The organism is Microbacterium sp. ISL-103 (assembly GCF_018613995.1).
In the GTDB taxonomy this organism is placed as follows: Bacteria; Actinomycetota; Actinomycetes; order Actinomycetales; family Microbacteriaceae; genus Microbacterium.
On record NZ_JAGGPD010000189.1, the window covers coordinates 14,963 to 35,276 of the forward strand.

General features: G+C 68.2%; 22 protein-coding genes. 10 read left to right on the forward strand and 12 right to left on the reverse strand.

Annotation, left to right across the window (positions count from 1 at the left end):
* Positions 1 to 60 precede the first annotated feature (60 nt).
* The gene (locus J7E68_RS07910; protein ID WP_215171486.1) at positions 61 to 732 is read right to left on the reverse strand and encodes a GPP34 family phosphoprotein; all 672 of its coding nucleotides are present in this window, start codon (positions 730 to 732) and stop codon (positions 61 to 63) included.
* 318 nt (positions 733 to 1,050) lie between these two features.
* On the opposite strand from J7E68_RS07910, the gene J7E68_RS07915 reads away from it, so the two are divergent.
* Together J7E68_RS07915 and J7E68_RS07920 are read left to right on the forward strand one after the other, a co-directional pair.
* Entirely contained in the window at positions 1,051 to 2,457 is a 1,407-nt protein-coding gene (locus J7E68_RS07915; RefSeq protein WP_215171488.1) for an APC family permease, read from the forward strand.
* Positions 2,444 to 2,668 carry a multidrug transporter gene (locus J7E68_RS07920; protein WP_215171490.1) on the forward strand — a complete coding sequence of 75 codons (225 nt, stop codon included), beginning with the start codon at positions 2,444 to 2,446 and terminating at the stop codon, positions 2,666 to 2,668. Before J7E68_RS07915 ends, J7E68_RS07920 begins: the two co-directional genes overlap by 14 nt.
* A 15-nt stretch (positions 2,669 to 2,683) precedes the next feature.
* Here J7E68_RS07920 and corA read toward each other — a convergent pair whose 3' ends face one another.
* Together corA and J7E68_RS07930 are read right to left on the reverse strand one after the other, a co-directional pair.
* Positions 2,684 to 3,700 carry a magnesium/cobalt transporter CorA gene (gene corA, locus J7E68_RS07925; protein WP_215171492.1) on the reverse strand — a complete coding sequence of 339 codons (1,017 nt, stop codon included), beginning with the start codon at positions 3,698 to 3,700 and terminating at the stop codon, positions 2,684 to 2,686.
* A 52-nt stretch (positions 3,701 to 3,752) separates the two neighbouring features.
* Positions 3,753 to 5,039 (reverse strand): serine hydrolase domain-containing protein, encoded by a 1,287-nt coding sequence (locus J7E68_RS07930; protein ID WP_215171494.1) that lies wholly within the window; start codon positions 5,037 to 5,039, stop codon positions 3,753 to 3,755.
* A gap of 89 nt (positions 5,040 to 5,128) precedes the next feature.
* On the opposite strand from J7E68_RS07930, the gene J7E68_RS07935 reads away from it, so the two are divergent.
* Both J7E68_RS07935 and J7E68_RS07940 read left to right on the forward strand, forming a co-directional pair.
* Positions 5,129 to 5,443 carry a DUF2470 domain-containing protein gene (locus tag J7E68_RS07935; protein WP_215171496.1) on the forward strand — a complete coding sequence of 105 codons (315 nt, stop codon included), beginning with the start codon at positions 5,129 to 5,131 and terminating at the stop codon, positions 5,441 to 5,443.
* 54 nt (positions 5,444 to 5,497) lie between these two features.
* The gene (locus J7E68_RS07940) at positions 5,498 to 6,145 is read left to right on the forward strand and encodes a biliverdin-producing heme oxygenase (protein WP_215171499.1); all 648 of its coding nucleotides are present in this window, start codon (positions 5,498 to 5,500) and stop codon (positions 6,143 to 6,145) included.
* A gap of 12 nt (positions 6,146 to 6,157) precedes the next feature.
* On the opposite strand, the gene J7E68_RS07945 is transcribed toward J7E68_RS07940, so the two are convergent.
* Positions 6,158 to 7,552 (reverse strand): ATP-dependent RecD-like DNA helicase, encoded by a 1,395-nt coding sequence (locus J7E68_RS07945; RefSeq protein ID WP_215171500.1) that lies wholly within the window; start codon positions 7,550 to 7,552, stop codon positions 6,158 to 6,160.
* A gap of 162 nt (positions 7,553 to 7,714) precedes the next feature.
* Here J7E68_RS07945 and J7E68_RS07950 point away from each other — a divergent pair, with 162 nt between their 5' ends.
* Positions 7,715 to 8,785, forward strand: coding sequence for a hypothetical protein (locus J7E68_RS07950; RefSeq protein ID WP_215171502.1), 1,071 nt, complete (start codon positions 7,715 to 7,717; stop codon positions 8,783 to 8,785).
* A gap of 25 nt (positions 8,786 to 8,810) precedes the next feature.
* Here J7E68_RS07950 and J7E68_RS07955 read toward each other — a convergent pair whose 3' ends face one another.
* The 3 genes from J7E68_RS07955 to J7E68_RS07965 form a co-directional block, all read right to left on the reverse strand.
* Positions 8,811 to 10,820, reverse strand: coding sequence for a cytochrome c oxidase assembly protein (locus J7E68_RS07955; RefSeq protein WP_215171504.1), 2,010 nt, complete (start codon positions 10,818 to 10,820; stop codon positions 8,811 to 8,813).
* Positions 10,821 to 10,905: 85 nt separating this feature from the next.
* The gene (locus tag J7E68_RS07960) at positions 10,906 to 11,193 is read right to left on the reverse strand and encodes an HU family DNA-binding protein (protein WP_042541574.1); all 288 of its coding nucleotides are present in this window, start codon (positions 11,191 to 11,193) and stop codon (positions 10,906 to 10,908) included.
* Positions 11,194 to 11,423: 230 nt separating this feature from the next.
* A complete protein-coding gene (locus J7E68_RS07965) occupies positions 11,424 to 12,032 on the reverse strand; it encodes a TetR/AcrR family transcriptional regulator (protein WP_215171506.1) in 609 nt (202 codons plus the stop codon).
* Between the two features lie 219 nt (positions 12,033 to 12,251).
* On the opposite strand from J7E68_RS07965, the gene J7E68_RS07970 reads away from it, so the two are divergent.
* Positions 12,252 to 13,004, forward strand: a complete 753-nt coding sequence (locus J7E68_RS07970; RefSeq protein ID WP_251048764.1) for an alpha/beta fold hydrolase — start codon at positions 12,252 to 12,254, stop codon at positions 13,002 to 13,004.
* 169 nt (positions 13,005 to 13,173) lie between these two features.
* Here J7E68_RS07970 and J7E68_RS19675 read toward each other — a convergent pair whose 3' ends face one another.
* The 5 genes from J7E68_RS19675 to J7E68_RS07995 form a co-directional block, all read right to left on the reverse strand.
* Complete coding sequence (locus J7E68_RS19675) at positions 13,174 to 13,674, reverse strand: DUF559 domain-containing protein (protein ID WP_311416673.1); 501 nt, start codon at positions 13,672 to 13,674, stop codon at positions 13,174 to 13,176.
* A gap of 588 nt (positions 13,675 to 14,262) precedes the next feature.
* On the reverse strand, positions 14,263 to 14,568 hold the full coding sequence (rpsN, locus tag J7E68_RS07980) for a 30S ribosomal protein S14 (RefSeq protein WP_017829734.1): 306 nt from the start codon (positions 14,566 to 14,568) through the stop codon (positions 14,263 to 14,265).
* Between the two features lie 3 nt (positions 14,569 to 14,571).
* Positions 14,572 to 14,742: a 50S ribosomal protein L33 gene (rpmG, locus tag J7E68_RS07985; RefSeq protein WP_017203558.1), complete on the reverse strand. Its 171-nt coding sequence runs from the start codon at positions 14,740 to 14,742 to the stop codon at positions 14,572 to 14,574.
* On the reverse strand, positions 14,742 to 14,978 hold the full coding sequence (gene rpmB, locus J7E68_RS07990; RefSeq protein ID WP_042540533.1) for a 50S ribosomal protein L28: 237 nt from the start codon (positions 14,976 to 14,978) through the stop codon (positions 14,742 to 14,744). Before rpmB ends, rpmG begins: the two co-directional genes overlap by 1 nt.
* A gap of 208 nt (positions 14,979 to 15,186) precedes the next feature.
* Positions 15,187 to 16,536, reverse strand: a complete 1,350-nt coding sequence (locus J7E68_RS07995; protein WP_251048765.1) for an alpha-galactosidase — start codon at positions 16,534 to 16,536, stop codon at positions 15,187 to 15,189.
* A 286-nt stretch (positions 16,537 to 16,822) separates the two neighbouring features.
* Here J7E68_RS07995 and phnD point away from each other — a divergent pair, with 286 nt between their 5' ends.
* Genes phnD through J7E68_RS08015 form a run of 4 tightly spaced genes read left to right on the forward strand, consistent with a single transcriptional unit; the run spans position 16,823 to position 20,265 of the window.
* Complete coding sequence (gene phnD / locus J7E68_RS08000) at positions 16,823 to 17,767, forward strand: phosphate/phosphite/phosphonate ABC transporter substrate-binding protein (protein WP_251048766.1); 945 nt, start codon at positions 16,823 to 16,825, stop codon at positions 17,765 to 17,767.
* Positions 17,764 to 18,645, forward strand: coding sequence for a phosphonate ABC transporter ATP-binding protein (gene phnC / locus J7E68_RS08005; RefSeq protein WP_215171509.1), 882 nt, complete (start codon positions 17,764 to 17,766; stop codon positions 18,643 to 18,645). The genes phnD and phnC overlap by 4 nt, the downstream gene beginning before the upstream one ends.
* The gene (gene phnE / locus J7E68_RS08010; RefSeq protein WP_215171511.1) at positions 18,629 to 19,501 is read left to right on the forward strand and encodes a phosphonate ABC transporter, permease protein PhnE; all 873 of its coding nucleotides are present in this window, start codon (positions 18,629 to 18,631) and stop codon (positions 19,499 to 19,501) included. The genes phnC and phnE overlap by 17 nt, the downstream gene beginning before the upstream one ends.
* On the forward strand, positions 19,498 to 20,265 hold the full coding sequence (locus tag J7E68_RS08015; RefSeq protein ID WP_215171513.1) for a tyrosine-protein phosphatase: 768 nt from the start codon (positions 19,498 to 19,500) through the stop codon (positions 20,263 to 20,265). Before phnE ends, J7E68_RS08015 begins: the two co-directional genes overlap by 4 nt.
* The last annotated feature ends 49 nt before the right edge of the window (positions 20,266 to 20,314 follow it).

Genomic DNA, 20,314 nt, shown 5'->3' on the forward strand with positions numbered 1-20,314 from the left:
GCCCGGGCAGGCCTCGGATGTGCCCGGGCAGGCCACGAATCTGCCCGGATACAGGCGAGGTCAGGTGATCGTCGCCGCGACGATCGTCGGAGTCATGATGGCCACCATCGCGGCGGCGATCGCATCGTTCACGGCCTTGGCGACGGCATCCCCGGTCGGAGACCCCGCGGTGAGCTGCTCGATCCTCTTCTTGAGGTCGCGTGCCGAGGCGTCCCCGCACTCCGCCCGAAGGATCGCGTGCGCGGCGTTGAGGTTCTGCAGGATCGACAGCAGCGCCAGGTCGGCCTGCGTCGGGGCGCCGGTGCCTGCGAGCACCGCGGCGAGCCGCGAACGCAGCACCTGCTCGGGGGCGGGGTCGGACTCGGGAGTGCGCGCCGATCCCCATCCGAAGAATCCGCGCTCCCCGCGCACGAGCACGCCCTGCACGACGAGCGACTCGACGACGATCTCGAGCGGATCGAGCTTGGGCCGCACCACCAGCGACTGCAGGCGCTTGCCCCGCATCGGCACGAGACGCTGCAGGGTGGTGTCGAGGATCGGATTGCCCGTCGGCTCGTTCGACACGATGTCGACGACCGGATTCTTCTCATCCGACACCGAGATGCGACCGTGCAGGGCGAGGTCGACGAGCACGGCCGCGACCTCGCCATAGAGGCGGTTCACGCTCACCGCGCTCTCGACGCGGCCGTCGGGCCGAAGCAGCAGCATGTGGAGTTCTTCGACGATCAGCATGCATCCACGCTATGACGCCGTCGTTCGCTGCGGCATCCCCCGAACGGATGACTTCGGATGCTGCCTCCCAGCGTTCCCGTCGCAGTTCGTGCCACCCGGATGCCGCCTCCCAGCGTTCCCGTCGCAGTTCGTGCCGCCCGGACGCCTGACGCGCGGCACGAACTGCGACCCGAACCGAAAGCGCCCCGCACGAACTGCGACCGGAACAGAAAGCGACCCGCGCACCGCCGCGCAGGCACCTGTGAAAGACCTGAGCGCCCGTGTCGGGTGTCTGTCAACCCCGTCGTCTCAGGCCCGGCTTGTCCGTACGGTGCGACGATGACCTCTGACACTGCGAACGCGCAGGCCGCGCCGACTCGGCTGCGTCGTGCCATCACCGGCCCGCTGCTCTTCGCCTTCATCCTCGGCGATGTGCTCGGCGCCGGCATATACGCCCTCATGGGGGTGCTGTCCGAGAAGGTCGGCGGGATGCTGTGGGCACCGCTGCTTCTCGCATTGCTGCTCGCGCTGCTCACCGCGGGCTCGTACGCCGAGCTGGTCACCAAGTACCCGCGCGCGGGCGGGGCGTCGGTCTTCGCAGAGCGCGCGTTCCACAGCCCTGTCGTGTCGTTCCTCGTCGGCTTCAGCATGCTCGCGGCCGGCGTCACGAGCGCCGCCGGACTCGCGATCGCCTTCGCGGGCGACTATCTCGGCACCTTCTTCGACCTTCCGACGATCCCCGTCGCGATCCTGTTCCTCGCGATCGTCGCGGCCCTGAACGCCCGCGGCATCCGCGAGTCGCTCGGCGCGAACCTCGTCATGACGGCGATCGAGCTGAGCGGTCTCGTCATCGTCATCGTGGTGGTGGGGATGTTCGTCGCCGGCGGCGGTGGCGACGCGTCGCGCCTGACGCAGACGCCCGAGGGAACGCCAGCGGCCATGGCGGTGCTCGCGGGCGCGGTGATCGCCTATTACTCGTTCGTCGGATTCGAGACCTCGGCCAACATGATCGAAGAGGTCAAAGACCCTCGCCGCACCTACCCTCGGGCCCTGTTCGGCGCACTGTTCACCGCCGGCGCCGTCTACGTGCTCGTCGGCGTCGCGAGCTCGATCGCCCTTCCCGCCTCCGAGCTGCAGGAGTCGAGCGGTCCGCTGCTGTCGGTGGTCGAGGCGGCGGGCGCGAGCATCCCCTCGTGGCTCTTCAGCCTGATCGCCCTCGTCGCCGTCGCGAACGGCGCCCTGCTGACCATGATCATGGTCAGCCGTCTCACCTACGGCATGGCCGAGCAGAACCTGCTGCCTTCGGTTCTCGGCCGCGTGCTGCCCCACCGCAAGACCCCGTGGGTCGCGATCCTCACCACCACCCTCGTCGCGATGGGCCTCACTCTGGTGGGCGATCTGGCGACGCTGGCCGAGACCGTGGTGCTGCTGCTGCTCGTCGTCTTCCTCAGCGTCAACGTCTCGGTGCTGGTGCTGCGCCGAGACCGCGTCGAGCACGACCACTTCCGCATCTGGACTGTCATCCCGGTGCTCGGCATCGCGTCGTGCATCCTGCTGCTCACGCAGCAGCGCCCCGCCGTCTGGCTCTTCGGGGCGATCCTGCTCGCCGTCGGCGGCGTGCTCTACCTGCTCGCCCGCTGGAGCCGCAGACGCACTGACGACCGGCACGACTCGACATCCGCATCCGCATCCGCATCCGCATCCGCATCCGACGACACCCCCGAGGAGAACCATGAGCACGCCTGACGACACCAATCACGTCGACGAGATGTCGAGCGCAGAGAAGCGTCACGACCAGCTGACGGCGGCACCGGATGCCACCGAGGCCGACGCCGCACCGCGCATCGAGGTCTCTGAGCACGACGGCAACACGCGCATCGACATCGTGCCGGATGCTGCGGTGCGCCCCGGCCCCGGGCCCGGCGTCGAGACCGACGACGAACCGAGCGCGGAGTAGGCCCGCAACGGGTGGCTAGAGCCACCCCTTGCGCTTGAACACCCAGTACAGGCCGAAGCCCATGGCGAGCATGAGTCCGAGAGCCATCGGGTATCCGAGCGCCCAGTGCAGCTCGGGCATGTGGTCGAAGTTCATGCCGTAGACCGTGCCGACCAGCGTCGGCGCGAACAGGATCGCAGCCCATCCCGAGATCTTCTTCACCTCGTCGTTCTGGCGGATGCTGAGCTCGGTCATCCGCCGCATCTCCTCGTTCTGCCGCCGCGCCACGATCGTCGATTCCACGGTCAGCGCATTGTCGAGCACCGTGCGGAAGGTGTTGGCCCGCTCCGAGACGCGCAGCGTGTGGTCGAGCACGTCGCGCAGGTATCGCTGCAGCTCCTCATCGACCTCGTACTTGGCGGATCCCCGCAGCAGCGAGTCGAGCATGCCGGCCAGCGGCTGCACGGCCCGCTGGAAGTCGATCACCTCGCGCCCCAGCTCGTAGATGCGCTGCGTGGCGTCGACCTCGTCTTCGAAGAGCTGGCTCTCGATCTCGTCGATGTCGTTCTCGAGGCCCGCGAGCACCGGTGCGTACTCGTCGACCACCTCGTCGAGGATCGCGTAGAGCACGGCCTCGGGGCCGAGCTTCAACAGCGACGGGTCGTCTTCGAGGCGGCGCCGCACGCGTCCGAGGTCGGGTGATTCGGCATGCCGGATGGTCACGACGAAGTCGGGTCCGACCAGCACGTGGATCTCACCGAACTCGACCTCTTCGGCCGCATCCAGATACCGCGCCGAGCGCAGCACCATGAACAGCACCTCGCCGTAGCGCTCGAGCTTCGATCGCTGGTGACCCGCCAGAGCATCCTCGACGACGAGCGCGTGGATGCCGAACTCATCGGCGACCTCGCGGATCTCGGCCTCGCTCGGTCGATACAGACCGATCCAGCTCATGCCGCCGCGTTCGCGCAGCACCTCGAAGGTCTCGCTCAGGCTCCGCGGATTCTCGGTGCGCCGGCCGTCGACGTAGATCGCGTTGTCGATGATCGGCATCGGCTCGTCCCTTCCGTGCGGTCAGGCCGCGATGCGATGCTGCTCTGCGGCGTCAGCCCGCGGGAGGGGCGACGCAGGTGAGCGCCGTGTCGGTGATCGCGGTGTGATACTGCTCGGCGGTGAAAGGAAGCCCGAAGTCCGGAGCCGTCTCGCCGGAGGCGGCCGGAGCCTTCGACGCGATCGCCGCGAGCTCCCACGACAGGTAGGCGGCGGTCGAGCCTCCGCTGGTGGAGTCGTTCAGCGACACCGCGACCGTGAACCCGGTCTCGGGATCCGAGAACGCCGCCGTCTGGTAGCCGGGGGTCCAGCCGTACTGCCCCACCATCGAGCCGACCATCAGTGCGCCGCCGGTCGCCTGGTACCACGAGGGTGCGGTGCTGCTGACGGGAAGCGGGGCACCGAAGCGATCGGGCTCTTCCTCCTTGCGCAGCGCCTGCCTCGCCTCGGCCTGCGCGTACCGACCCAGATCGTCGATCGTCGAGACCACGCCCGAGTCGGTGTAGCCGGTGCTCGAGGAGAGCGTGGTGATGTCGACCGGAGCCGCGCAGTTGTAGCCGCCCTCGACGGTCGACAGATAGTGGCCGTTCATGACCGCACCGGTCGAGGGTGCGGCAGGCGCCGGGCTCGGCAGCGAGGTGTTCGCGAGACCGAGCGGCTCGGTCACGTACTCGGCGATCAGCTCGGATGCCGTGAGACCCGACGCGCGCTCGAGTGCGAGGCCGAGGATCAGGTAGCCCGAGTCGGAGTTGCGATAGGTCGTGTGCGGCGTGCCGCGCGAGGCGCCGAGGCCGTAGGAGGCGAGCTCGAGGGGTGCCCAGACTCGCTCAGGGGTGTTCAGCCAGGCGTTCTTCGCCGTGGCCTCGGACGAGGCCGCACCGCTCGTGCCGTTGCACAGGTCGAGCAGCGTGATGTCCTTCATGTCCGCGACGCCCGAGACGTAGTCGGGCACCAGGGCATCGAGCTCGACGATGTCGTCGTCGGCCAGACCGTAGAGCACGTCGCAGGTCATGAGTCGCGTCACGTCGGCGACGCGGAAGGCCATGTCGGTGCTGATCTCCGCACCCGCACCCGGATCCTGCGTGCCGATCCCGGTCACCCAGCTGCCGCTCCACGGCACCCAGACACCCACGACGGCGCCCGAGGCACCAGACGCGGTGAGCGCGTTCGTGACGGCGGCCTCCATCGCGGCGACGGTGTCGTCGGGCAGAGCGCCGTCGACCTGAGAAGGCGGGTCGTAACTGAACTCGGGCTCGGACGAAGTGCATCCGGTGAGGAAGAGCCCGAGTACGGCGACGCTGGCCGCTGCTGCGCGGAACCTGCGCGACGAGAGAAGCTGCATGAAAGGGGACCCCCGGAAGACGTGTCTCCCGAGTCTAGAACGCCGATCCTGAAAGATCGCATCGCGCGGGCCCGTTTAGGGTGATGAGCATGCCCCACATCTTCGATGCCGACGTCGTCTCCGCCATCCTCCGCCACATGAACGGCGACCACACCGACGACAATCTGCTGATCGCGCGGGCCTTCTCCCCCGCAGCAGAGGGCGAGATCACGGATGCGGTGATGACGGGCCTCGACGGAGACGGCGGCGTCTGGGAGGTCACCCGCGCGGGTGCGGCGTCCGAGCTCCGCGTCGCGTGGCCGTCGGGCGCGATCAGCGAGCGACCCGCCGTGCGGCGCGAGGTCGTCGCGCTCTACGACCTGGCGTGCGAGAAGCTCGGGGTGCAGCCGCGTCCGCATGCGTGATGCTCCGAGACTTCGGGGTTTCGCTAGAGGTTAGGCAACCCTTACACTGGGCACATGTCCGAGATCCTCTCCTTCTCCGCAGCCCTCCGTGAGCGCTCCTCCGGTTCGCACTCCCGCAGCGAGGGCGCAGGCTTCATGTCAGACCTGCTCAAGGGCGAGGGATCGCGCGAGGACTACATCGCGCTCGTCGCGCAGCACTACTTCATCTACGACGCCCTCGAGGCGGCGGGCGATCGGATGCGCCAGGACCCCGTGGCATCCGTCTTCATCAGCGACAAGCTGACGCGACTGCCGGCACTCGAAGCCGACCTGGAGTTCCTGGTGGGCCCCGACTGGCGCGAGCAGATCGTCGCCCTGCCGACCACCCAGCGCTACGTCGAGCGCATCCGCCAGGTGGGGGCGACGTGGGCGGGCGGCTTCGTCGCCCACCACTACACGCGCTATCTCGGCGATCTCTCGGGCGGCATCTTCATCGGACGCGTCATGGCCCGCCGCTTCGGCTTCGAGACCAACGGCATCGGGTTCTACCTGTTCGACGACATCGCCGACCCCTCGGCATTCAAGGACGTCTACCGCGAGCAGCTCGATGCCGCTCCGTGGGACACCGCCGAGCAGGAGCGCGTGATCGACGAGGTGCTGCTCGCCTACCGCTTCAACACCGAGCTCTTCGAAGACCTCGACCGCGCACGCATCGCCGCCTGACGACGAGCCCCGTCAGCCCTTCCCGACCTCCGGCGTCGACGCCGCGAGCCATGCGTCGCGCATGAACCGGCGCACGTCCTCGTCGACGCGGATGTCGCTCGGGCGCAGCGGCCTCGACAGGTAGAGCCCGTCGAGCGAGGTCAGTCGCGAGAGCGCGACGTAGGTCTGGCCGGGCGCGAAGGCGCCGGAGCCGAGGTCGATGATCGCCCGGTCATAGGTCTTGCCCTGCGACTTGTGGATAGTGACGGCCCAGGCGAGCCGCAGGGGGAACTGCGTGAACTCGGCCACGACGTCACGCGTCAGCTTCTTGGTGCTCGCCTCGTACGAGTAGCGGAACCGTTCCCACACCGCGGGGTCGACGTCGACCTCCTCGCCGTCGATCTCGACCCGCACGGTCTCGCCGAGGATGCGGACGACGGTGCCGATCGTGCCGTTCACCCACCGGGGCGGCTCGCCCGACATCGACGTGTCGTTGCGCAGGAACATCACCTGCGCGCCGATCTTTAGCTTGAGCTCCGACTCGGCGGGCAGCGAGGCCTCGCCGCGACCGAACTCGCCGCTGACCTCGGCGCGCGCGGTCTGCTCCTTGCCGGGGAGGGCCGCCAGGTGGCGACTGTTGATGCTGTTGACGATGTCGTTGCGGGTGGCGAGGGTGATCATCGGCACCTCGCCCGGCTCGGGGTCGGGCGGCGTCCGCGCGCCCTGGGTGTTGAGCACGCCCGCGATCTCGGCGGTCACGCGACCGTAGCGCACGGCGTTCAGCATCGCCTTGAAGCCGTCGTCCGACTGGCGGTGGATCTGCACGAGCTCGCGCACGTGCAGCTCGGCCCTGGTGTCGACGGCGAAGAGGCCGGCGTCCTCCTCTTCGGCCTCGCCGCCGGCGGAACCCGCCCACACCTTGGCGTCGAAGAACCAGAACGAGCGGTAGTGATCCTTGACGTAGCGCAGCTCGTCGCCGCGCGGCGGCACCGGTGCGAGCTGATACGGATCGCCGAACATCACGATCTGCACGCCGCCGAACGGGATGCCGCGCTTGCCCCGCGCCTGGCGCAGAGAGCGGTCCATCGCGTCCATGAGGTCGGCGTTGACCATCGAGATCTCATCGATCACGAGCGTCTCGATCGCGTTGAGGATGCGCCGCGTGTTGTCGTTCTGGTCGATGTCGGAGTCGCCGATGAGACCGATCGGCAGGCGGAACAGCGAATGGATCGTCTGCCCCTCGACGTTCAGCGCCGCGACACCGGTGGGGGCGCAGATCGCGATCTGCTTCTTCGTGTTCCACGAGAAGTACTGCAGCAGGGTCGACTTTCCCGTTCCCGCGCGGCCCGTGATGAAGACGTGCTCGCCGGTGTCCTCGATCAGGCGGAACAGCTCTTGCTGCTCTTCTGACAGGGCGGGAAGCGACACGGTTCTCTCACACAGGACGACGACGGAAGGGCGCGGGGAACACGCGCCCTCCCATGCTACGTGGCGCCACGGCCGGGCATCCCTGTGACACAGGCGACGGATGCCGTCACAGAGCGACCCAGCGCTCGGCATCCCCCCAGGCCGCGCTTCTAGACTTGCGCCATGCAGCAGGTCGAGACGAAGGCGCCCCGGCGTTCGCGGCTCGTTGTCGACCTCGCGATGCTCTCGGTCGTCGGTCTGGTGCTCGTCGCGGCCCTGGCCGCCGGCGGCGCCACGCTCTACAGCCAGTTCTACGGCCCTTCGGCGTTCGTCGTGCGCTACCTCGACCTTCTCGCCGAAGGACGCGCGGCCGACGCCCTCCGCGTGCCCGGCGTCGCGATCGACCGCGAGACCCTCGAGGTCGCGGGCATCGGCGCGACCGCATCCGAGGCCCTGCTGCGCCACACCGCGCTCGCCCCGCTCTCCGACGTCGAGGTGCTGTCGGAGAAGCCCGACGGCGACAAGACCGCGGTGACCGTCTCGTACAAGGCGGGATCGCACGCGGGCACCACCACGTTCACGGTCGAGCAGGACGGCTGGGCAGGGGTCACCCCCAACTGGCGGTTCACGACGAGCCCCCTCGCCGTGGTCGAGCTGACTCTGCGCGGCGCCGATCAGTTCGCCGTCAACGGCTTCGAGGTCGACCGGAGGCAGGTGTCGTCCGCCGGCGCCGAGGCCGCTGCGCTCGATCCGCTGCCGCTGCTCGTGTTCACGCCGGGCCTGTACTCCGTGACGGTCGACACCGCCATCTCGACATCCGAGGGCGTGGGCGTGCTCGCCGACACCCCGCTCGCCACGACGCCCGTCGACGTGCAGACCGAGCCGACCGACGACTTCGTCGATGTCGTGCAGCAGCGGGTCGAGGAGTTCCTCACCGCCTGCACCTCGCAGGAGGTGCTGCAGCCGACCGCATGCCCCTTCGGCCTCGAGGTCTACAACCGCATCTCGTCGCTGCCGAAGTGGTCGATCGCCACCCAGCCGACGGTGACGGTCGTGCCCGACGGCGGGCAGTGGAAGATCCCCCCGACGGATGCCGTGGCGCACGTCGAGGTCGAGATCCAGTCGCTCTTCGACGGCTCGGTCGAGGCCGTCTCCGAAGACGTCACGTTCCAGGTGAACGGGTCGATCACGATCCTCCCCGACGGATCGGCATCGATCCGAGTGGGTTCCCCGACCGACGAACCGACCGGCTGACCGACCGACCGGCCCTGCAGCGTGGTCAGCGCGCTTCGCGCTCTGCCTGCCGACGATCGCGCTCGGCGAGCGCCGCGAGCTTCGCGTTGTACTCCTCGAGCTCGGCCTCGCCGGTGCGGTCCGCGTGCCGGTCGCGCCGCTTCTGCAGCTTGGTGTCGCTGCGACTCCACTGGATCGCGACCGTGATGGCCAGGATCAGTGTCGGGATCTCACCGATCGACCACGCGATGCCGCCACCGATGTACTGGTCATCGAGCGGCGTCGGCCCCCAGGTGCGGCCCATCGAGCCGAACCAGTCGGCGACCATCAGCCCCTCCTGCATCATGATCGCGATGCCGAAGAAGGCGTGCATCGCCATGATCGCGATCAGGGTGATGAGGCGACCGGGGTACGGCAGGCGGTAGGGCACCGGGTCGACGCCGACCAGGCTCATCACGAACAGGTAGCCCGAGATCAGGAAGTGCGCGACCATCCATTCGTGTCCGAGGTGCTCGTACATCGACCACCGCACGAGATCGGTGAAGTAGAACGCCCACAGCGACAGGATGAAGATGCCCGCCGCGACGAACGGATGCGTGACGATGCGCGAGAACGGCGAGTGCACGGCCCACATGATCCACTCGCGGCCACCGCGGGTGCCGTCGTCGCGCTTGTGCACAGCGCGAAGAGCCAGGGTGATGGGCGCCCCCGACACCAGCAGCAGCGGGATCGCCATAGACAGCATCATGTGCCCGAGCATGTGCACGCTGAAGAGGTACTCCTGGTAGGCGTTGATCGGACCGCCCGTGACCCAGAGCAGCAGCAGCATGCCGAGCACCCAGAAGATCGTGCGGTGGATCGGCCAGCGATCGCCGCGCACTCGCAGCCGGCGCACGCCCGCGAGGTAGAAGAAGAGTCCGAAGCCGGCGGCGACGAGCCAGAGCACGTCGATGTCCCACGCGGTGAACCAGCGATCGATCGTGAACTCCGGCGGCAGCGGCGAGCGCGTGAGGTTCTCGGCGGGCGTCTGCACGAACGCCTGCTCCTCGCCGGTGGGCGGAGGGGTGCGCGCGAGGGCTGCGGCGGCGCCCGAGGCGAGGCCCATCAGCGCGACCTCGCACAGCACCAGCATCCAGAACCAGCGCGAGGCGTTGCGGCTTTCGAGGCGAGGGATCAGGCGGATGCGGTACCAGGCGCCGAGCATCCCCATGGCCACCAGCAGCACGGCCTTCGCGAGAAGGATCGTGCCGTACGGAGTGAGCAGCTGCGAGATGTCGCCGAGTGCGACGACCGAGCGCGCGAGACCCGAGACAGCGACGACGGCGAACGCGGCGATCGCCAGGCTCGAGTAGCGGCTGACGAGCTGCGTGGTGCCGATGCCCGAGCGGCCGCGCAGGATCACCACGACCAGCAGCCCGCCGAGCCACACCGAGGCGCCGATCGTGTGCAGCAGGATCGAGTTCACCGCGGTGTTGTGGCCTGCGAGCTCTCCCGAGTGGCCCTGCGTCGCGAGCGGCAGGAACGAGGCCGCGGCGAGCACCGCCGTGATCAGGGTGGGGGTCCAGGTGCGCCATGCGAACGCGAGGACGGTGATGACCGATCCCATGATGGTGGTGATCAGCCAGGACTGCCCGAGGGGCAGCTCCAGCAGGAAGCGTCCGAGCTGCTCGCCGAACTCGCGCTCGGCGCTGAGCTGCGGGTTGAACGCGGCCATGAACGTGAAGAAGCCGCTGATACCGGCCGAGACGGTGAACACCGCAGCACCGGCCGAAGCCGTGTTGAGGGCCACGTCGAACGACTTCTCCTCGCTGCGCAGCGCGAAGAGCGCCAGCACGAGCGAGCCGAGCATCGCCGCAGAGGCGATGTTCATGACGAGCTTGACGATGGGGGTGGCCCAGCGCACGAAGGGACCAGGGTCCTGCAGCAGCAGCGGGGCCGCGCCGCCGCCGACGAGCAGGGCGATCAGGACGCCGACGAGTCCTGCCGCGAGGAGGATGCCGATGCCGCCCGCGCGATACGCGGAGGCGGTCGGGTTCTGCTCGGCGCGGGCACTCACCCCTCAAGCCTAAGCCGCCGCGTCGGGGTGGAAGCGCGAAGGCCGCCCCCGACGGATCGGGAGCGGCCTTCGAAAGGAAGCAGTCTTACTTGACGGCAGCCTTGAGCTTGGAACCAGCGGTCACCTTGACGCGGTGGCCGGCCGGGATCTTGATCTCGGCGCCGGTCTGCGGGTTGCGGCCCGTGCGAGCTGCGGTTGCGACCTGCTCGAACGAGATCCAGCCCGGGATCGAGACCTTGCTGCCCTTGGCAACGGCGTCGGAGACCGAGGAGAACAGCGCGTCGAGGACACCCGAGACGGTGGCCTGGCTCTGGCCGGTGGCGGAAGCGATGCTCGCGACGAGCTCGGTCTTGGTGATGGACTTGTCAGCCATGTCATCCTCCAGCGACGAGGTTCCCGTCGCATCGTTGGTGTTCGAAGGGCTACTGCCCTCCGTTGGTCGAGTGACCGCCTTGAATGTACCAACCACCGCCCACATTTCCGCGTCATTTCGCGGGTTTTGGGCTTTTCGGCGGCGTGTCGTGGTGCAGAAGTGACGAATGTGACTCGTGTGGCCTCCCGCCGAGTCAGGCGGACAGCCGCGGGAATCCGCTGAAAAGCCGCTCAGCTGCCGCGGTGAGCGGCGATCACCGCGCGGGCGGTGCGCTCGAAGGCCGGCGTGACGCGCTCGTCTCCGTCGAGATATCCGCCGACGAGGGCCGCGTCGCGCAGCAGCACGAGAGAGGCTGCGACCTCGGCGGGACTCGCGAGGCCCGCCTGCTCGGCGACGGCCTGCAGGGTGGAGCGGAACCACTCGCGGTGCTCGTCGATCAGGCGGCGCACGGCACCACCGGCATCCGGATACTCCGCGGCGGCGTTGATGAACGGGCAGCCTCGAGTGTGCCGGAGGCGGATGTCGGCGGCGATGCCCGCGATCACGGCATCGACCAGCTGCGCCGGATCCGTCACGGCCGCCCCGGCGTCGGCGAAGAGCGCCCGGAGCATCTCGTCTTCGTTGCGCAGATACGCGAGGACGAGGTTCTCCTTGCCACCGAACTGCTTGTAGAGCGTCGCTCTGGTGACCGCCGCCTCGTCGATGATGCGGTCGACGCCGACGGCGTGGATGCCCTCTTCGTAGAAGAGCTTCGTCGCGCTGTCGATCAGTCGGGTGCGAGCAGCGCTCGGACGCTTCGGCGCGTCGGCGGTCGTCGTGGTGCGAGTCGTGGTGTTCATGGTGATCCCTCTCATCGTGTCATCCGGATCGTGCAATCCGGACCGCGACTTCAGATTCTCGGGAATAGGTTGTGGTGGATAGAACGTTCGGTCTACTATCAGCGTAACGCACTCGCACACGGCGGGGGCAGAGACAGGAGAAGAAATCATGAACAGCACCGAGAAGCTCCCGATCGTCCTGATCCACGGACTCTGGATGACGCCTGCGAGCTGGAACACGTGGGCCGAGCGCTTCCGCGCCCAGGGCCACGAGGTGATCATCCCGGGTGGCCCGGCATCGACGATCGCTCGGTCGCCGACATCCGCCGCGACCCGTCGGCTCTCACGGGCATCGGCCTCAGGCAGATCGCCGACAACTACGAGCGCATCATCCGCGCACTCCCCGCGAAGCCGATCATCATGGGCCACTCCTTCGGCGGGGTGCTCACCCAGATGCTCGCCGACCGCGGTCTCGGCGCCGCCTACGTCGGTGTCGCACCGGGGCAGACCGCCGGCGTCACCGCGCTCCCCCTCTCGACCCTCTGGACCGGCACGCCGATCCTCTCGAACCCCTTCGGCATCAACGGCGCCAAGCCGCTGTCGAAGCGCCACTTCCGCTTCACGTTCGGCAACGACCTGTCGCGCGCGGCATCCGACGCCCTGTGGGAGGAGTACGCCGTGAACTCCTACAACAAGGTGTTCTTCGAAGGCGTGACCTCGGTGCTCAATGAGAAGGGCGGAGTCACGCACGTCGACTACACCCGCGCCGACCGCGCACCGCTGCTCGTCATCACCGGCGAGATCGACCACGTCGTGCCCCCGGCCATCGGTCGCGCGATCGTGAAGAAGTACCGCTCCAGCGGCAGCCCCGCCATCGTCGACTACAAGGAGTACGCCGGCCGCACCCACCGTCTCGTCAGCCAGGACGGATGGGAGGAGATCGCCGACTACGCCCTCACCTGGGCGGTGGCGCACGCGACGGCATCCGTCTGATGGGTGGACGTGTCGGCGCGGGCCCCTCGCGCCGCTACTCACCTCCTGCGCCCCTCGCGCCCCTCGCGCCCCTTCTCACCTCCTGCGAAGGAGATCTCACGCAACGAAGGAATGGATCGGGCATTCGATCCTTCGCAGGCTGAGATCTCCTTCGCTGAATGCGACGGCATCAGCCGAGATGCTTTCCCTGAGCGACAGCATCCATGATGATCGCCTGCACTTCCGGCCAGCGGGCCATGATCTGTTCGTATCCGAACCTCAGCACGGTATAGCCGCGAAGCATGAGCTGTGCGTCGTGCTCGATGTCCGTCGTCCACTGTGCTCCCACATGCGTCGCGCCGTCGATCTGGATCACGAGACGCTCGCCGATCAGAAGATCGATTCGATGTCCGTGCAGCCACGCCTGCGGAACCATCGGCACGTCCAACCATCGCAACCGCGTCACGAAGATCGTCTCGAGACCTGAATCCGAGAACGGGGTGGCCAGCTCCAGAAGCTCTCGAGCCGGATGCGGGAGCTCGAAGCCCGAGAGCAGCCGCCTGTCGATGAGCCTCTTGTTGAGCGCCGACTCCCAGATCACCAGAGCGATCTCTCGCGGCTGACATTGCGCGACCAGCGAGAGCGTGTTGACGATCTCGTCGACAGTGGTCTCGGGATCGCGAGGCACCACGGGTCTCGCCCAATGAATCACGACCTGAGACGGGACGCGCACGCGAGCTGCGTTCGGGCGCGCGGCCACATGGAGGGGAGATGCCTCCGGCATCCATAGCCCCATACGTTCAGCGGCACTCACGCAGGTGATCACAACACCGCGAGTCGCGGCTCCGACGGTGACCGGGTCGGCGTCGGGGAGAGCGACCCATCCTCGACGAATCGACCTCACTGCACCGACCTCCTTCGCCCGTCGCAGCGCATGAGCGCTCACCCCCGCCGCCCGAAGAGTCTCGACTCTGGCAACTCCACCTCGACGTCCGAGCTCGGCGACCGCATCCATCAGGCGATACTGCCCCGTGGCAGACCTACAAGTGAGCCGAGATTCCAGGCCCTGTGCACACCCGCCAGACCAGTGTCGCGGTGCAGAGGGACTGCTGCGAAGGAGATCTCGTGCAACGAAGGAGCGTCTGCCGCAGCATCCCCTTCTCAGTGAGAGATCTCCTTCGCGGGATGCGGGGGCGGAGGGGCGGATGCCGCAGGCACCGCCCCGGCACAGCAAAGGGGCGAGGATCCGAAGATCCTCGCCCCTGATGTCTGCTGAGACTTACCAGCTCGACTTGGTGACACCCGGCAGCTCGCCACGGTGGGCCATGTCACGGAAGCGGACACGCGAGATGCCGAACTTCGTGAGGACACCGCGGGGGCGGCCGTCGATGACGTCGCGCGAACGCACGCGAGCCGGCGACGCGTTGCGCGGCAGCTTCTGCAGGCCGACGCGTGCGGCCTCGCGGGCCTCGTCGGTGGCGTTCGGGTCGACCAGGGTCTTCTTCAGCTCGGCGCGACGCTCTGCGTAACGCTCGACGATGACCTTGCGCTGCTCGTTGCGAGCGATCTTGCTCTTCTTAGCCATTGATCAACGCTCCTCTCGGAATTCGACGTGCTGACGGATGACCGGGTCGTACTTCTTGAGCACGAGGCGGTCGGGGGTGTTGCGGCGGTTCTTCTTGGTCACGTACGTGTACCCCGTACCTGCCGTCGAACGCAGCTTGATGATCGGACGTACGTCCTGAGCCTTCTTGGCCATTAGAGCTTCACACCCTTCGCCTGGAGGTCCTTGACCACGTTCTCGATGCCACGGACATCGATCACCTTGATGCCCTTGGCGGACACGTTGAGCGTGATCTTACGACCGAGCGAAGCGACGAAATAGGTCTTCTTCTGCACGTTCGGGTCGAAGCGGCGCTTCGTCCGGCGGTGCGAGTGCGAGACGTTGTGACCGAAGCCGGGAACAGCTCCGGTCACCTGGCACACTGCTGCCATGATGGTGACTCCTTCTATACCGTGAGGCCGGACGGCCTCACCCAAGATCCCTTGTCTGCGCGCCGCCCCGCACCGCCGATCTCTCGGCCGAAGAAGGGGGAGCACACGAACTACGCACAGGAGTGTGCGCAGACAAAGAGTCAGTTTAGCATGACCCCGAGCCAGACCCGAACGACCCGAACGACCCGATCAGACCCGAACGACCCGTTCAGACTCGAACGGCCTCGAGCAGCAGCGCGGCCCCCGGAGCGAGCAGCGGCAGCGGCACTCCGACCGACTCGAAGAACGCGCCCGTGGCCTCGATGCCGGCATCCGTCCACCCGGGGTCGGCGACCTGGTGCCGCGACACCGCTCCGAGCTCCTCCCGCACGCGCAGCCGGTACCGCTCCCCCGCCTGAAGCCCCGGGATGCGGGTGCGCGGGGTGAAGCCGTCGACCGATGCACCCAGGCGCACCCACGCGAACACACCCCGCGAGCCGTCGACCGCGACGACGCCGTGCAGCAGGGTCTCGTCGTCGACCTCGTCACTGCGCACGGTGACGCCCGAGTGCAGCAGCGGCCGCAGCTCGCGATACAGCGCGGTCCAGCGCGCCAGCGCCGCACGCTCGTCGTCGGTGCATCCGGTGATGTCCCACTCGATGCCGGCGTGACCGAACAGCGCCGTCGTCATGCGGAACGGCAGGGATGCCGCGCGGTGCGTGGTCTCGGCGATCGGCGGGCCCACGTGCGAGCCGACGACCTCCGGCGGCACGAGCGTGCCCGTCCACCGCTGGATGCGCTGACGCTCGACCGGGTCGTTCGAGTCCGAGGCCCACACGCGCTGCGTGCGCTGCAGAACCCCGAGGTCGACACGGGCGCCGCCGCTCGCGCACGATTCGATCTCGAGTCCCGGATGCCGCTCACGCAGCGCATCGAGCAGTGCGTAGAACGCGGCGGTCTGCGCGTGCACCGACGCACGGCCGGTGTGCGGCGACACCGCCGCGTGCAGGTCGCGGTTGTGGTCCCACTTGATGAAGTCGATGCCGAACTCGGAGACGAGGGCGTCGAGGCGCTCGAGCAGGTAGGCCGCAGCATCCGGGTTCGCGAGGTCGAGCACCTTCTGGTGCCGCCAGGTGGGCGAGTCCGGCGATGCCTGCAGCACCCACTCCGGATGCTGCGCGGCGAGGTCCGACACCGGGTTGACCATCTCGGGCTCGAACCAGAGGCCGAACTGCATGCCGAGGGAGTGCACGTGCTCGGCGAGCGGGCGCAGGCCATCCGGCCACTTCGCGTGATCGATGTACCAGTCACCGAGCCCTGATCGGTCGTCGGGTCGTCCGCGGAACCATCCGTCGTCGAGCACGAACCGCTCGACGCCGACGGAGGCCGCGGCCTCGGCGAGCCCCGTCAGCCGCGACCACTCCGAGGAGAGCGTGACGCCCTCGGGGTCGTGCTCGTCGTCGTCGTTCGAGCCCTCGCGGTCGTGCATCAGCTCGGCGAGGTTCGCCGCCGTCGATGCGACCCGAGCCGCCGCCTCGACGCGCAGCAGCGCGAGGCGAGAGCGAGCATCCGACGTCATCCGCACACTCTAGGCCTGGGCTCCGACATCCGGCGTCCGCCACCCGCTGCCGTCATCCGCTGCCGTCATCCGCTGCGGTCACTCGCAGCCGGTCACTCGGGATCACATCTGCAGGTCCGGAACACACGTGCAGGTCGGGAATCCGGTTTCTCGGCATGCATTCGTGATCCGAGCATGCAAGTGTGCGCGCAACCCAGAACCCGCCGTCACCAGTCGTTCATCCAGCGTTCCGTTTCGAGTACGGCGGTCTCGTAATTGCCTGTCACCTTCGCGAGTTGGAATACCCATGTTCTCGGAATTCGGGAACGCCTCCTCCCGAAAGGTCATCATGCGCCGCCTCACCCTGCCCGCCGTCGGCCTCCTCGGCATCGCCGCCCTCGCCCTGACCGGCTGCCAGAGCCCGTCCGCCGAAGCGGCTCCGGCCGACCCGAACGCCCCGATCACGATCGCGACTCTCCCCGTCGGCGACGACCCCACCGCCGAGAACCCCGTCGAGGTCTTCGCCGAGCTGCTGAAGGATGCCACCGGCCGCGACGTCGAGATCACCGACGTGCCCGACTACCTCAGCGTCGTCGAGGCGATCCGCGCCGACCACGTCGACATCGGCATCATGAGCGGCTTCCCCTCGGCGCTCGCCGTCAACACGGGCGAGGTCGACGCGCTCGTCGCGTTCCAGGGCGACGGCAAGCCCGTCTCGACCTGCGTCGTGCTCGACGACTCGCCCATCGAGACCGTCGAGGACCTCGAGGGCAAGACCGTCGCCTTCGCCGACCAGGCATCGAGCTCGGGGTACTTCATGCCGGTGTACATGCTGCGCGAGGCCGGCCTCGAACAGGGCACCGACTACGAGGCGATCTTCGCCGGCGGGCACGAGGGCAGCTTCGCAGCCCTCGAGCAGGGACAGGTGGATGCCGCCTGCACCGCCGTCATGCTGACCGAGCTCGGCGCCCCCATGTTCCCGTTCGCCGATGGTGAGTGGCGTGCGGTGGGCGAGAGCCCCGCGATGGACATCCAGGGCGCGGTGCTCGGGCGCCAGTCGCTCGACGCCGAGACCCGCAAGGTCATCCAGGACGGTATCGCCGAGGTGTTCTCGCCCGAGAACGCCGAGCGCCTCGGAGCCTATGGGGCGTTCGCCGCGGCCGAGCAGACCGTCGACCCCGACAGCTCGTCGTTCACCTCGTTCGCCGAGATCGCCGCTGTCGCAGGCGTCGAGCTCAAGGACCTCAAGTGACGAGCTCTGCACTGACGGGGGCGGATGCCGCGGCATCCGCCCTCCCGGGGTCCGCAGACGCATCCGCCCTCCCGGGGTCCGCCGCCCGCACCCCCACCGCCGAACTCCGTCAGTCCTTGCCGCTGGTGACCGTGCGCGATCTCAGCGTCGCGTACGACACGACCACCGTGCTCGACGGTGTGGATCTCGACCTGTTCCCGGGCGAGATGGTCGCTCTGCTCGGCGCCTCGGGCTCGGGCAAGTCGACTCTGATGCGCAGCCTCACCGGGTTCGCCCCGATCTCGGCCGGGTCGGTGCGGGTCGCCGGGCATGACGTCACCAATCTCGCGCGCGGTGAGCTGCGCACCCTGCGGTCGGATGTCGGCCAGGTGTTCCAGCAGTTCAACCTGATCCCGAGGCTCAGCGTGCTGACCAACGTGCTCACGGGTGCCCTGCACAGCGCCGGAGCGATCAACATGATCGGCGGCTTCTCGGGCGCGCATCGTCGCCGTGCGCTCGAACTGCTCGATCGGGTCGGCATCGCCCACAAGGCGAACGCCCCCGCCCGCTCTCTCTCGGGCGGACAGCAGCAGCGCGTCGCGATCGCCCGCGCCCTCATGCAGCAGCCCCAGGTGATCCTCGCCGACGAACCGGTGGCGTCGCTCGACCCCAAGCTCGCCGATTCGGTGCTCGAGCTGCTGCGCGAGATCGCCACCGAAGACGGCATCCCGGTGCTGGTCAGCCTGCACGTGCTGCCGCTGGCCCTCGCGCACAGCGACCGCATCATCGGCCTGCGGCACGGACGGATGCTCGTCGCCGGCGCCACATCGCAGCTGGATGCCGCGGCGCTCTCGCCGCTCTACGACGACGAGGAGCACGACGATGACGCTCACCACTGATCCCCGGCTGACGGATCGGCCGACGGATCGGCCGACTAATCGGTCGACGACACGCCCCGAGCTCGATGCGGCCGAGCGATCCCGCCTCGAGCGTGCGTTGCGCGTGCCGCGTGCGCGGTTCCTGATCGGACTCCCGATCGCTGCGCTGCTGTTGATCTGGTCGTTCAACGGCGCCGAGTTCAACTTCATCAAGCTGGGCGACGGCGCGGTCAACATGGGCGAGTTCCTGTCGCGCCTGTTCCCTCCCGACTTCTCGAAGATCGGCACGATCCTCGCGCTGCTGCTCGAGACGTTCCAGATGGCGGTCGTCGGCACGGTGCTCGGTGCCGTGCTGTCGCTGTTCGCCGCCTTCGGGGCATCGGCGAACATCTCGCCGAAGTGGGTCTATTACCCGACGCGCTGGGTGATGAACATCATCCGCTCGGTGCCCGACCTGGTGTTCGCGCTCATGTTCGTCTCGGCCGTCGGGCTCGGCCCCTTCGCCGGCATCCTGGCGATGACTCTCGGATCCATCGGGTCGATCGGCAAGATCTTCGCCGAAGCCATGGAACAGGTCGACCGCGGACCCGTCGTCGCCATGGAGGCGGTCGGAGCATCGAAGAGGCAGGTCATCCACTACGGCATCCTGCCGCAGAGCGCACCGCTGCTCACCTCGTACACACTGCTGCTGTTCGAGGGCAACGTGCGCGGCGCGACCATCCTCGGCCTCGTCGGCGCCGGCGGTATCGGCCTCGAGCTGACCACCGCCATGCGCATGTACGACTACGGGCACCTCAGCGCCATCATCATCTGCATCATCGTGCTCGTCACGGCGATCGACCAGGGCAGTGCCCTCATCAGAAGGAGAATCACATGACCATCGCCGACATCGACCTGGTGCTCAGCGCCCCCGTCAACCTACGCGACCTCGGCGGAATCCCGATCGACGGCGGAGTGCTGCGCGAAGGTCTCGCGATCCGCACGGATGACCTCGCCTATGTCACGACCGACGTCGCCTCGCAGCTCGTCGCCGCGGGGCTCACGGCGATCATCGACCTGCGCTCACCGCTCGAGGTCTCGGTCACCGGCCGGGGATCCCTCGCCGACTACCCCGTCGCCTATCACCACCTGCCGCTGATCGCGGATGTCGGGCGCTCGATGGGCGAGGGGGCGACCGAACTCAGCCACGACGCCATGGGGCAGATGTACCTGCGCATGGTCGAGGTCGCCGCGCCCCAGCTCGTCACGGCGCTGAACGTGATCGCGTACACCCCGGGAACGGCGGCGTTCCACTGCGCAGCCGGACGCGATCGCACCGGCGTCGTCGCGGCGATGCTGCTGCTCGCTCTCGGTGCGGCGGATGACGACATCGTCGCCGACTATGCCCTCACCGGCGGCAACATGGTCGCGATCATGCAGCGCACGGCTCCCGTGATGGGCGCGATGTGGAAGGCGCTCGGATTCGATGCGGATGCGGTCGGGGCGACATCGTCGCTGCTCGAGGGATCGATGGAGGTCTCGATGCGCACCCTGCTCGACACCCTCCGCGAACAGCACGGCGATGCGCTCGCCCCGCTCCGTGCGGCCGGTCTGTCGGATGCGACGGTCGCCCGGCTGCGTGAGCGGGCGCTCGGGGCGTGACGACTGTGGAAGTGCGTGCGGGTGTCGGTGTTCCGGTCGCAGTTGGTGC

Coding starts and splice junctions, on each gene's coding strand:
- corA (WP_215171492.1), bottom strand. CDS start 3,700: ATGCCGATCATCGACAACGCGATCTACGTCGACGGCCGGCGCACCGAG.
- J7E68_RS08015 (WP_215171513.1), top strand. CDS start 19,498: ATGACCATCGCCGACATCGACCTGGTGCTCAGCGCCCCCGTCAACCTA.
- phnE (WP_215171511.1), top strand. CDS start 18,629: ATGACGCTCACCACTGATCCCCGGCTGACGGATCGGCCGACGGATCGG.
- J7E68_RS07915 (WP_215171488.1), top strand. CDS start 1,051: ATGACCTCTGACACTGCGAACGCGCAGGCCGCGCCGACTCGGCTGCGT.
- J7E68_RS07940 (WP_215171499.1), top strand. CDS start 5,498: ATGTCCGAGATCCTCTCCTTCTCCGCAGCCCTCCGTGAGCGCTCCTCC.
- J7E68_RS07920 (WP_215171490.1), top strand. CDS start 2,444: ATGAGCACGCCTGACGACACCAATCACGTCGACGAGATGTCGAGCGCA.
- rpsN (WP_017829734.1), bottom strand. CDS start 14,568: ATGGCTAAGAAGAGCAAGATCGCTCGCAACGAGCAGCGCAAGGTCATC.
- J7E68_RS07910 (WP_215171486.1), bottom strand. CDS start 732: ATGCTGATCGTCGAAGAACTCCACATGCTGCTGCTTCGGCCCGACGGC.
- rpmB (WP_042540533.1), bottom strand. CDS start 14,978: ATGGCAGCAGTGTGCCAGGTGACCGGAGCTGTTCCCGGCTTCGGTCAC.
- J7E68_RS07930 (WP_215171494.1), bottom strand. CDS start 5,039: ATGCAGCTTCTCTCGTCGCGCAGGTTCCGCGCAGCAGCGGCCAGCGTC.
- J7E68_RS07995 (WP_251048765.1), bottom strand. CDS start 16,536: ATGACGTCGGATGCTCGCTCTCGCCTCGCGCTGCTGCGCGTCGAGGCG.
- phnD (WP_251048766.1), top strand. CDS start 16,823: ATGTTCTCGGAATTCGGGAACGCCTCCTCCCGAAAGGTCATCATGCGC.
- J7E68_RS07935 (WP_215171496.1), top strand. CDS start 5,129: ATGCCCCACATCTTCGATGCCGACGTCGTCTCCGCCATCCTCCGCCAC.
- J7E68_RS07960 (WP_042541574.1), bottom strand. CDS start 11,193: ATGGCTGACAAGTCCATCACCAAGACCGAGCTCGTCGCGAGCATCGCT.
- rpmG (WP_017203558.1), bottom strand. CDS start 14,742: ATGGCCAAGAAGGCTCAGGACGTACGTCCGATCATCAAGCTGCGTTCG.
- J7E68_RS07950 (WP_215171502.1), top strand. CDS start 7,715: ATGCAGCAGGTCGAGACGAAGGCGCCCCGGCGTTCGCGGCTCGTTGTC.
- J7E68_RS07965 (WP_215171506.1), bottom strand. CDS start 12,032: ATGAACACCACGACTCGCACCACGACGACCGCCGACGCGCCGAAGCGT.